We start from the raw sequence: 11,645 nt of genomic DNA on the forward strand, positions 1-11,645 counted from the left end.
GATGGGCGCATAGCTCAGCTGGATAGAGTACCTGGCTACGAACCAGGCGGTCGGAGGTTCGAATCCTCCTGCGCCCACCACTCTTTACACACTCTGCTTAGAGTATAAATAAGTTAAAGTGTTTGGTTTGTAACCAAATCGGTCGGAGGTTCATTCTTACAAGATACGTCCTGCTTCCAGCACTTTTTACACACTCTGCTTTGAGTATAAAAAAGCAAATAGTAAAAGTGGGCGCATAGCTCAGCTGGATAGAGTACCTGGCTACGAACCAGGCGGTCGGAGGTTCGAATCCTCCTGCGCCCACCACTTTCATAAATAAGCCGACATTAAGTCGGTTTTTTTGTGCCTGAAATAAAGTGAATATGGGAAAATAGCAAGCCACGAACCCGACGGTCAGAGGTTCACTCTTAGAAGGTACGTCCTGCGCCCACCACTTTCATACATAAGCCGATGCTAAGTCGGTTTTTTTTATGCCTGAAATTTGAGAAAGCTTTCAGATATCAGTTAAACCTAATGATACATACTGCCAAATCTTCCATTTAGTCCTTCTCTAAAAGCGCAGCGTCTCTAAACCTCTTTGTGAATAACGCTCTTAAAAATAACTGCACAAAGAGAAATAAAAGAGGAGTAAATGAGTAGTTCAAAACCACTATGAGTAATTAAACGCTGAAGCTTAAATCGTCGTAGACGTAGAGCTTGTTCGCGTGAGAAGCGTAGCTTCTAATTACTTATGTATCGACTCAAAAGCATTCGCTGCTCTTTAACTTAAGCTGTGGTATTTTAAACACCTTGTTTAAAAGGATCTTGCTGTATGTTTAAAACCGTATTTTTTATATTTTTATTGAGTTTAAGTGCGCTTTTTACTATTACCACACATGCGAATGAAGCAAAGCATTCAGTAACCGTAGGGGCTGAACAGCCGGCAGTGTACTTACCGCAATTACAAAACAAACGTGTTGGGTTAGTGGTAAATCAAACCTCTTTAGTAGGGCAAGCACACTTGGTTGACAGTCTGCTTACTAAAAATATAAACATAACCAAAATTTTTGCACCCGAGCATGGTTTTAGAGGCGATCACGACGCCGGTGCTCATGTTAAAAACGCCATAGATAGCAAAACCGGCATTCCACTAATTTCTATTTACGGTAAAAATAAAAAGCCAAGCGCTGAAGCTCTTAGCAATGTAGATGTTATTGTTTTTGATATTCAAGATGTGGGTGTACGTTTTTACACCTACATAAGCTCTATGCATTACATGATGGAGGCTGCGGCTGAGCAAGGTGTTGAATTTATAGTGCTTGATAGGCCAAACCCCAATATTGCCTATATTGACGGGCCAATTCTTGAGCGCGAATTTAAATCGTTTGTAGGCATGCACCCAATACCCGTGCTACATGGAATGACGGTAGGTGAGCTGGCTAACATGATCAAAGGCGAGGGCTGGATCAATAAAGCCACCGATCTAAAGCTCACCGTGATCCCGGTTGATCGTTACACACGCACAACTCGTTATAGCTTACCTGTAAAACCCAGCCCTAATTTACCAAACGATCAATCAATCGCGCTTTACCCATCGCTGTGCTTTTTTGAAGCAACCCCTGTGAGTATTGGCCGCGGCACCGATTTTGCGTTTCAGGTTATTGGTTATTCGCCGGTAAAATTAGGGGATTTTAATTTTACACCGCGGGCTATTAAAGGCGCTGCTTTAAACCCTAAATTTAAAAATACAACGATACATGGCCTTGATTTAAGGCAAGTAAACAGCACAGGGCTAAATTTAACGTACTTAATAAACGCCTACGCCACCCTTAATAAACATAACGTCGACTTTTTTGAACGCGCTGGATTTATGGATAAATTGGCAGGTACTAATAAACTGCGTTTAGCTATAGAGGCAGGGCAGTCGGTTGAGCAAATAAAGCAAAGTTGGCAACGTGGCCTTACACAATTTAAAGCGCAACGAGCGCCTTATTTGTTATATGAGTAAGGCTTAACCATGTTATTTATTTTAAAAAATACTCGCTTCATAAAAAACGCATGGTTAGCCGCTTTGAGTTTAATTATTGTAGGCTGCAGTAGTACACATAACTCATTAAAATCGCAGCCAGTGCTGATTAAAAGTCAGCTAATAGAGCTGCCAAACGCACAAGTTGTAGCCAGCTTTCCTGAGCCAAATCCAAGTAGCCGGTTTTATGTAAACAACCGTGGCACATTTAAAGCGTATAAAGGGCGCGGCCAATTATTAATACAAAACCACAGCGCCGAAAGTGCCGATATTTACATAAACAATCAAAAACTTGCTACCAATACGTTAACCGCTAATACGCTTTATAATTACAGCTTAGCGGCGCATACTCATAATGGGGTAAACACATTTAAGGTAGAAAATATTTTACCTAAAGGCGCAAGCTTAACGCTGCGTTTTGCATTTCCTACATTAAATTTAACGCCTAACAAGCCAGTTGATTTTACTGACGTTGATGAACTGATTGAGCGTGATATTAAAGCGGGGTTTCCTGGTGCAGTGCTGGCGGTTGTTAAAAATGGCGAGCTAATAAAACTCACAGCTTATGGTGATGCAAAGCAGTACCAGCAAAACGATCTAATGCTACTGCGCCCAGAGCCTATGCAAACCAATACTCTATTCGACTTAGCCTCAAACACTAAAATATTTGCCACTAACTTTGCACTCATGAAACTAATAAGCGAAGGGCAACTCAATATAAACAACCCCGTGCAAAGTTATTTAACAGAATACACAGGCGGTGGGCGAGAGCAACGCACAGTAAAAGAGTTGCTTACTCATAGCGCAGGCTACCCACCCGTGTTTGATTTTCACCGAAAAGATACACAGCAAGGCGATGCATTTTATTCTCAAAATAGCCAAACCACTAAACAGCTTTTGCTCACCAAAGTGCCGCTTAATAATAAAAAGCCAATGCAACATGTGTATTCTGATATTGATTACATGATTTTAGGTGTATTGGTTGAGCGCATAACAGGGCAGCCACTAGACGAGTACTTAGAGCAGCACGTTTATAAACCCCTTGCACTGAGTAATACGCTATTTAACCCACTTAAAAAAGGCTTTGAGCGCAGTCAATTTGCAGCCACCGAACTTAGCGGCAACACCCGCGATGGGCGCATAACTTTTGATAATATTCGTACACATGTGTTGCAAGGCCAAGTTCATGACGAACGCGCATTTTACTCATTTGGCGGCGTTGCTGGGCATGCCGGGTTATTTAGTAACGCCCACGATTTAGCGGTGCTTTGCCAGCTATTATTAAATAATGGTGGCTACGGCGACAAACAATTATTTAGTGCAAGTGCCTTAGCGCAGTTTTTAACGCCGCAAAGCACTAACGAAACGTACGGCCTAGGTTTTAGGCTTGCGGGCAATAACCAAGCACGGCGTTGGCACTTTGGCCCTTATGCCAGTGCACAAGCCTATGGCCATACCGGTTGGACAGGCACCGTAACAGTAATCGATCCCGCTTACGACTTGGCCATTGTTTTGCTTACTAACGCGCGCCACACTGCAATTAAAGGCACACAAAAACGTTATGAATTTACAGGCAAACAATTCGAAACCGCACAATATGGATCTGTGGTATCGCTTGTTTACGAAGCGCTGTTAAATCAATAAATTATCGTATAGGTTAAAATGGGCTAATACAGTTACGCCCAATGGCTTATTTGCAGGTGACTTGGCAACATCAATCCATTAAGCTAGGCGGTTTACTCCATTAAGCCACTTTTTAAGTTTTGGGCTTAACATATAAGCGTTTGAGCGCGGGTTGTTAATAATTAAGGTTAACTTTTTATGCATTGGTATTCTATTTTACCGCCGCTAATTGCGATTGCTATCGTGTTTTGGCGCAAAGAAGTCATTATGGCGCTGCTAGTTGCCGTGGCGTCTTCTGAGTTTTTACTTGCCCTACAAGGGGAAGGAAATAGCGTATTTACAACATTTTTAAATACCATAGAGCGTATTATCTCGGTGGCAAGTTCGCCGGGTAACAGCCGCATACTCATATTTAGTATTTTAATAGGTGCTTTACTTGCCTACATTCGCGAATCTGGCGGCGTAGCGGCAACGGTTAATTTACTAATGAACAAAGGGGTTGCAAAAGGTAAACGCCAAGTTGGTTTTTTAACTATGTTTACTGGCGTTGCGGTGTTTATAGAGTCAAACCTAAGCGTGCTTACGTCGGGTATTTTGTCGCGTGGCCTGTTCGACAAATTTAAAATGAGCCGTGCACGCCTTGCCTACATTATAGATAGTACCAGTGCCCCTGTGTGTATTTTAATACTACTTAACGGCTGGGGGGCATTTGTACTGGGCTTATTAGGTAATTACGAATTGGGCGAATCGGCGGTATCGGTATTGTGGGGCAGCGTTGGGTATAACTTTTACGCCATAATTACCTTGGTTATTGTTTTTTACACCATTGCGTTTGATAAAGTACACGGCCCAATGAAAGAGGCCGAACAAAAATTAGAGCTACAAACAAACGAGCTAAAAGAAGAAGTAAAAGGCTCTAAAGCGCGCTTTATGTTAGTGCCATTATTTACGCTAATTGCCAGCATGGTAGGCTTTATGTTCTACACTGGTAACGGTGTGTTGGCAGAAGGTAGCGGCTCTAAATCGGTATTGTATGCAACTGTACTCGCGATTGTGGTTGCTTACTTACTAATGATTAGTTCGCGCCAATTTACCCACCACCAATTGGTTGATACTGGCTTTAAAGGCATGGGCGAATTACTCCCATTGGTAAGTATTGTTTTGCTCTCGCTTACGCTAGGTGCAAGCTTAAAAGAGCTAGGTACGGGTGTGTTTGTTGCGTCATTGGTAGGCGACTACTTACCTATTTACTTAATAGTGCCTGTGCTGTTTTTAACAGGGGCGGTTATGTCGTTTACTACAGGCACATCGTGGGGCACGTTTGCCATACTTATCCCCATTGGCGTACCGCTCATACAAGCACTGGGTTTGCCACCTTCACTTGTGGTCGGTGCTATTTTAGGCGGCGGTATATTTGGCGATCACTGTTCGCCTATATCCGACACCAGCGCAGTGTCGGCACTTGCATCGGGGTGTGACTTACTCACTCACGTTAAAACCCAGCTACCGTACGCGTTATTTGGTGGCGCACTGACCTTTATTGCTTATTTGGTTATTAGCATTATTGTGCTGTAAAAGCTCGGAACTCAAATATTTAAAAGCCTGCTTAATCGCAGGCTTTTTTGTTCTATATTGCAAACAATGAATAAGTTAAATAGGTTTATCACATCATTCACAATTATGTGTTGATAAAATTAAGCCCGATAATGTAAATCTGTATTTTATAAAGGCACAAATAAAGCCAGCCACTTATAAAATTTCCCTTATAAATTCCTGCTGAAACTGAAGCCTAGTTATATTATTATCAAATTTAACAACAGTATAAGGACTTACGATGCGAGCCGACCTTGAAGCCCAAAATAGTGCATTTCAAAAAATAAAAAATCAAACATCGCAGTCGGCAGCGTTAGGTGCGGCCTTTTGGAGTATGCCAATTTTAGTACTATGGGCATTTATTTATCAGTTAAAGCCGGGCGCGGGTATTGCCATGCTTATTATAAGCGGCGTGTTAATTGGCTTAGCTGTGAGAATTCATGGGCGAGGCTATGAGCGTATATTTGCATTTATTGGGGTGTTAGCGCACTTTTGTGTGGTTTTTTCTGCATTGCAATTAGACATGCTATTAGGTGGTAATGTCCTTGCTGTTATTGTTGTGGGTGTATACATAGTGGGTGCGTGGTGTGCTATGTATTTTTCACGTATTAACATCCCTTTTCACGAACATAAAGCCTTTGATAGCGCGTTCGAATCAGACGAATACCAACAACAAAAACAGTTTAAAAACCGCTGGTTTGTTGTGCTTCCCTTAGTAACGGGCTTGTCTTTAGCAACTTGTTTTTTAACCGTTGTAAGCGTGATTCTTTTTAAAGAAAGTAAAGCCATAGAATTTGAACAAGCGCATTATGACAAACAAGCAGAGCAGTTCAGAAACAAGCATATAAGCACTGACGATGAAACCCTTGCAAGTATGAGCATAAAAAAAGCATTAACTTATGCCTATGCTTATTATTCAGGCCGTCACTTTGATGAAAAAGGACAATATCATGGTGATTTTCCGCAAGACAGCTTTCAGGCCGAAGTTATATTGCGTTATTTAGCTGATAAACAATCAGATTCTCGCGCTCAATTTATTCTTGGCCGTATTATTAATAACGACAGAGGACAAGCGCTGCTTTTACAAGCAGAAGAAGTAGGAGATAAATTTGCAAGGTTATTCGCTATTTATAACTTTGGGTGCCTTGTTGATGCCAAGCAAGGCCGCCAGCTATTATTAAGCTTTGATAAACATGTTAAAGAGCAAGCGATTATAAACGACGTACAAATGATGCTCAGTGACGATTTTAATAGTTATTGCGACGAGCTTGATAACAATACATTCGACTATCGTTATATCCGACACTACAAGCCTGCTAGGTAGTCAGTTCATCTTAGTAACTATTTGAGAACTGAGATATTCGTACTGCACAGAGTTAAATGGGATCTATTTTTAAACTTATACAGAAAAATTATTGTTGGTAATTGATAAGTGTGTGTTTCACTTTTTAGCTAAGATAAACAAGGCATGTCTCTCATTATCAGGTTTCAAAAGTGCAGCACTGCTTTTAAGAACTTTTGTCTTTTATTTAAAATTTTATGATTTACTATAAGAATTAGTTAAACTTTTAGTTATGTAAATATTTTCTAAACTAGGGTAGCCATGTATTCAGGGAAGCAAGTAATTAAAGCTGGTGAAACACTTTTATCGCCAAATCTAGGCGATAATGATCCTGTCTTATTTTCTAAAAGCATGGATGTTTTATCTTTTTGGAGGTTTTCATTTGAAAATGCCTTAGATACTGCATTTTCAATACTAGTAAAAGTTGCATTGCCTCACGACCGTGATGCTATCTTTGCTAAAAGGCTAAAGCGTCACCCTTCTATTGTTTCCAAGTTAAAGAGATTTAATACGATGAAACTTAAGAATATGCAGGACATAGGTGGGTGTAGAGTAATATTAAAAGACGAGAAAAAATTACGAAAAGTAGTGCGAAGCCTAAAATTACTGCCTGAATTTCAATGCGAAAATGGTAAATATAAGTATAAAGATTATATTACATCTCCAAAAAAAGATGGTTATCGAGGTTATCATTTAATAGGACGATTTACTGACTGTAATGGTGAAATAAAAAACATTGAGATACAGCTGAGGACTCGAATTCAGCACTATTGGGCAACAGGATTGGAAATAGTAGATCTATTTACCGGTCAAGCATTAAAGTCAAGTATTGGAGAGGATAAGTGGAAAGACTTTTTCAGTGCTACAAGTGAGCAATTTGAAATAATAGAAAGAATCCCTGCCTTTTCAAAATTAGAAAAACAGGAACAAGTTTCAAAATTTGCAAAAAAATTAGGTAGTAGTAATGATATTGACTTAATTTATAGTCACAAACTGTGCCAATATTATTTAAAGGATTTAGATGTATTCGAGCGCTTAGGGGCTTTTGCTAATTCTCTAAAGGTCATTGATAATCAACTTATAGAAATTGAAAGTGAAGCTGGTTATATACTACTAGTCATTAACTTTAAAGATCATAATTTAACATCAACCTTATTTGCTGATGACCTTAATGGTAAAAGAGATGCAGAAAAAAAATATATCGAAGCAGAGAAGCATGCTGCAAAAGAGGAAGGTATAGTAGTCGCGCTTGTTTCTTCCTCTAATGTTGGAGGTATAAAAGAGGCATACCCAAACTACTTTGCAGATTCTACCAACTTCCTAAAATATCTAGAGTTATTGACTAAGATTGACAATCCCATTAAGTTAAATATGAAGAAAAGAATGAAGTTTGCAGGAGAGCTTTGAGCTAAACAGGTTATTTTAAATTAATCTGTATCCGAAATGATTTGGTAACTGTTCTTAGTGGTGATTATTACCTAATTTACTACGGAATCTCACTAAGCCTCGCATTGTCTCACTCCACCCCTCGCATGTTTAAGCCCTACAATCTGCCCTTTGCCGTTATGTGCCATGGCCAGCATGTCGCCGGTGTTTATGCCACTTTCTACCGCGTGTTTAGTTTTTAAATCACTTAAGAGCGACTGCTTAATTTGCACTAGCACCTCGTCATTACAACTGGCTATGTACCAGTCGTTGTCGACCTTAACGAGCGTGCCGTATTCTATATGGCGTTGCTGGTGGCGGCGTAAATCGTTTGCTAATTGGGTGTCGAGCGCGCGTTTTTGTTGCGTTATGGCGCTTGCGTAGCTGCCTGTTTGATCTATTTCATGCGTTGTTATAAACGAGTAGTCGTGAATGTCTATGGTGTTTAGTACGGTTTTAGGGGCGGTATTTATTACGTTGTTGCTGTCGAGCATTATAAAGGCCAGTAAGCCCAGAGCGCAGGTAAGGCTTGTGAGTTGCAGGGCAAAGCCTAACTTTTTAGGTTGTTTTTGAGCTACGCTGTGTTTTAACGTCTGTTGTTGAGCATGCGAAAGGGTGGTACGTGCTTTACGCGCTTTAAAGTGGTTTGACAGCTTTTCATCAAACTGCTCATCAGGCTTGTTCATTATAATCTCCTAATAATTGTTTTAGGTTTTGTTTGGCGTAGCGCAGTCTTGTTTTTATGGTTTGGGCGTTGCTTTGCGTTATAAGCTCTATGTCGGCAAGGCTAAAACCTTCTTGTTGTAAGGTGATGGCTTCGCGCTGCACAAAGCTCAGTTCCTTGAGCGCCGTGTTGAATGCTTCGTAGCTTATGTGTGTGTCACCTATGTGCGAGTCACTATTTGTTAATTCGCTTTGATTGGCACTTTGCAAAGGTTGTAGGCTGTTTTCGTCTAGCTCCACAAAATGTTGCTGTTTGCGGTATTCGTCTATTAGCGTGTTACGTGCGAGTTTAAACAACCACGCTTTAGGCGTGGTTTGCGCTTTGTAAAGGTGGCGCTTTTCAATTACTTTTAGCCACGTTTGCTGGCTTACGTCGTATGCTAAGTGAGTATTAGATTGCGTAACTAGGTAGTGGTATAAATCGTTACTGTAGAGGGCAATAAGCTGCTCTAAGTGACGGTTTTCTCCACTTTTTGCATAAAGCGCCATGCAGTCTTTGCTGGGCGTTTCAAATAACCAGGTTTTAATACTCATTAGCATAGGCGTTTAGTCCGTTAAATAGAGTTATCTAATTTAAAATCAAGTTGAACCGTTTGATCTGTTTGTAATTGTGCCACACCTTCAATTACTTTTGGGCGGTATTTCCAACGTTTAATAGCGCGTAGTGCTTCGCGGTTAAAAATACGTTTTGGTTCGGCGTTTAAAACTACCGCGTCAATTACTTCGCCAGTGGGCGAAATATTAAAGCTAAGTTGTACCCAGCCTTCTATTCCATCACGCGCAGCGGTGGTTGGGTACTTTGGATTTATGCGCACAATGGGTGAGGCATCTCCCGTTGGGCGGTTAAGGGTATTGTTAATGCCGTCACCAAAGTCATCCATTATTAATGGCGGCGCCGTGTTGATTGCCATAACGGGGTCGGCACTCGGTGTTACACGCGGTGGCGCTTTAGGCGGCATTTTTGGTGTAGGTGGTTCTGGCATTTTATCTATGTGTCTTACTTTTGAATCTTCAGGCACTTTAAATATTTCAACCGTTATTTCTTTGCCAGGGTCTAGTGGTGCGCGTTGGTCGCCACTGATTAGGTATTGCATAAATGCAAAGGCGGCAAAGGTCATTGCTGCACCACCAATAACGGCGGTTGATGTTTTTATAAATGTTGGGTTATTTGGGGTTTCAAGTGTGTGCATAAGCCGCTCCTAGTTAACTCATTATGTGGTTTTCATAGCTATAACGGGTGGCAAATCAAAAAGGGGTGAAATATTTTTATAAAAAATGCGGGGTTTAGTTACAATAGCGTTTCGCATTCTTTTACTTATTAACTTTTTAGGCTGTTATGCAACTCATTGAAATAAATAAAGCGCGTTACCGTAAGCATTTAAATCGTGTCATTGTGGGCTGTGCGGCTTCGCTTGCGGCGGGGAGCTTAGCTATATCGCAAACGCTGATTGCGTTGTTTCCGGATGAAAGCGGAAGCCATTTTCATTGGAACTTAACTGGTGTGGTTATTACAAGTTTAGCCATAGGGTGGTTGTTAAATAAATACCGCACTCATCCTTACATGACCGAAGTGGTTTATGTATGGGAGCTAAAACAGGCACTTAATAAAATAACCCGTAAAATGCCAAAGTTAAAAGCTGCTGGGCGCGAAGGTAACCCTGCTGCACTATTAGCCATTCATTACAGTTATGCGGGATCGCGTTTATTGTGGCAGCTTGACGACAACCTTATAACAATGGAAGACCTAGCCATTAAGCAAGCTGAGTTAGATTCGGTTGCCGCGCAGTTTAATTTAACGCTAAATGCTGACGATTACGAAGAGAGTATATTAAAACAGTTTTAAAGCCTTATCTAAGGAGCCGCTATGAAAAAGGTACTGATTGTATGTTTAGGTAATATTTGCCGTTCACCTACTGCTGAGGCGGTTTTAAAAGCGCGTGCAAAAGCCCTGGGTGTAAAGGTGATGGTCGATTCTGCAGGTACAATTGGCTATCACGAAGGAAAATCGCCCGATAGCCGTTCAATGGCGGCGGGTGAAAAGCGCGGCTATAGCTTTAAAGGAATACACTCGCGTAAAGTTCGCACTAGCGACTTTACCGAGTTTGATTTAATTTTAGCAGCCGACAAACAAAATTTAACTGATTTAAAAGAGCAGTGCCCAACGCATTTACACTATAAGTTAGCGTTGTTTTTAGAGTACGGGGAGCAAAGCACAAGTGCCATACCTGATCCCTATTACGGTGGTGACGACGGCTTTGAAAACGTACTTGATTTAATAGAAGCGGCCAGCGATAACATACTTGCTAAAATGTAAGTGCCTCTTATCAGTTTGTTACATTACCGAACATTTGTTTTATTGCCCTTTGTTCCTTAATTGAGTACGATTTATCCTTACTCAAAAGGAATATTATGAATACAAAAATATTACTACTGGTTTTATCACTTGGTTCGGGTTCTGCTTTTGCTAATGATGTGAGCTTTTCGATTGGGGGTGGCTACCCTTACTTGGTTGTACCTGAAGTGTCGTTATCGGCAGATAACAATTCTCAACGCTGGTACGCAAACTATAAAATTGGCCTAGATGATGGCTTTTCAGTGGGTTTTGAACACGCAGTTAGTGATAACAATAAACACGCATTGGGTGTGTTAGTTGGGGCTATTGGCGCACGTGATACCGACCAACCATGTGAAAGCACAAACACTGACGACATTGCTAGCGAGCTAGGTAATATTTTTGGATGTGCGCTAGGGCAAATATTTGATGATGAAACCACAAATGGTATTGGGCTTACATACAGTTATAACTTTAACGGCTTAAATAATAGTGGTTTTAGACTAATACTTGATGCGGGCTATGGTAAAACAAGTGACAGCAACGAAAAAAGAGCCGATGGTGCTATTCGTATTAGTTACGAATTTTAGGGCGTCTTGAAT

At 40.9% G+C, this 11,645-nt stretch carries 11 protein-coding genes and 2 tRNA genes; 10 read left to right on the plus strand and 3 right to left on the minus strand.

Translation table 11 applies throughout. The features are described 5' to 3' along the window. Window positions 1-3 precede the first annotated feature (3 nt). The 7 genes from P20480_RS10800 to P20480_RS10770 all read left to right on the plus strand — a co-directional run bounded on the left by P20480_RS10800 (window position 4) and on the right by P20480_RS10770 (window position 7,970). Window positions 4-80 (plus strand) — tRNA-Arg (locus P20480_RS10800). Window positions 81-229: 149 nt separating this feature from the next. Next, window positions 230-306 (plus strand) — tRNA-Arg (locus P20480_RS10795). Between the two features lie 505 nt (window positions 307-811). Next, entirely contained in the window at window positions 812-1,987 is a 1,176-nt protein-coding gene (locus P20480_RS10790; protein WP_008129013.1) for an exo-beta-N-acetylmuramidase NamZ family protein, read from the plus strand. 9 nt (window positions 1,988-1,996) lie between these two features. Further along, on the plus strand, window positions 1,997-3,649 hold the full coding sequence (gene pbp4b, locus P20480_RS10785) for a penicillin binding protein PBP4B (RefSeq protein ID WP_008129015.1): 1,653 nt from the start codon (window positions 1,997-1,999) through the stop codon (window positions 3,647-3,649). A 177-nt stretch (window positions 3,650-3,826) separates the two neighbouring features. Beyond that, window positions 3,827-5,203 (plus strand): Na+/H+ antiporter NhaC family protein, encoded by a 1,377-nt coding sequence (locus tag P20480_RS10780; RefSeq protein WP_006794362.1) that lies wholly within the window; start codon window positions 3,827-3,829, stop codon window positions 5,201-5,203. A 259-nt stretch (window positions 5,204-5,462) separates the two neighbouring features. Then, a complete protein-coding gene (locus P20480_RS10775) occupies window positions 5,463-6,545 on the plus strand; it encodes a hypothetical protein (protein ID WP_008129019.1) in 1,083 nt (360 codons plus the stop codon). A 279-nt stretch (window positions 6,546-6,824) separates the two neighbouring features. Next, a complete protein-coding gene (locus tag P20480_RS10770; RefSeq protein ID WP_006794360.1) occupies window positions 6,825-7,970 on the plus strand; it encodes a RelA/SpoT domain-containing protein in 1,146 nt (381 codons plus the stop codon). Between the two features lie 92 nt (window positions 7,971-8,062). Here P20480_RS10770 and P20480_RS10765 read toward each other — a convergent pair whose 3' ends face one another. Genes P20480_RS10765 through P20480_RS10755 form a run of 3 tightly spaced genes read right to left on the minus strand, consistent with a single transcriptional unit; the run spans window position 8,063 to window position 9,901 of the window. Beyond that, entirely contained in the window at window positions 8,063-8,674 is a 612-nt protein-coding gene (locus P20480_RS10765) for a hypothetical protein (RefSeq protein WP_008129022.1), read from the minus strand. Further along, entirely contained in the window at window positions 8,661-9,251 is a 591-nt protein-coding gene (locus P20480_RS10760; RefSeq protein ID WP_008129024.1) for an RNA polymerase sigma factor, read from the minus strand. The genes P20480_RS10765 and P20480_RS10760 overlap by 14 nt, the downstream gene beginning before the upstream one ends. Before the next feature lie 14 nt (window positions 9,252-9,265). Next, window positions 9,266-9,901, minus strand: coding sequence for an energy transducer TonB (locus tag P20480_RS10755; protein WP_008129029.1), 636 nt, complete (start codon window positions 9,899-9,901; stop codon window positions 9,266-9,268). A 146-nt stretch (window positions 9,902-10,047) separates the two neighbouring features. On the opposite strand from P20480_RS10755, the gene P20480_RS10750 reads away from it, so the two are divergent. The 3 genes from P20480_RS10750 (at window position 10,048) to P20480_RS10740 (ending at window position 11,633) form a co-directional block, all read left to right on the plus strand. Beyond that, on the plus strand, window positions 10,048-10,554 hold the full coding sequence (locus P20480_RS10750) for a DUF3087 domain-containing protein (protein WP_008129031.1): 507 nt from the start codon (window positions 10,048-10,050) through the stop codon (window positions 10,552-10,554). A gap of 21 nt (window positions 10,555-10,575) precedes the next feature. Continuing rightward, entirely contained in the window at window positions 10,576-11,025 is a 450-nt protein-coding gene (locus P20480_RS10745) for a low molecular weight protein-tyrosine-phosphatase (protein WP_008129032.1), read from the plus strand. Window positions 11,026-11,120: 95 nt separating this feature from the next. After that, the gene (locus tag P20480_RS10740; RefSeq protein ID WP_008129036.1) at window positions 11,121-11,633 is read left to right on the plus strand and encodes a hypothetical protein; all 513 of its coding nucleotides are present in this window, start codon (window positions 11,121-11,123) and stop codon (window positions 11,631-11,633) included. Window positions 11,634-11,645: the final 12 nt, after the last annotated feature.

The sequence above is a fragment of the Pseudoalteromonas sp. BSi20480 genome, assembly GCF_000241365.1.
Taxonomy (GTDB): Bacteria; Pseudomonadota; Gammaproteobacteria; order Enterobacterales; family Alteromonadaceae; genus Pseudoalteromonas; species Pseudoalteromonas marina.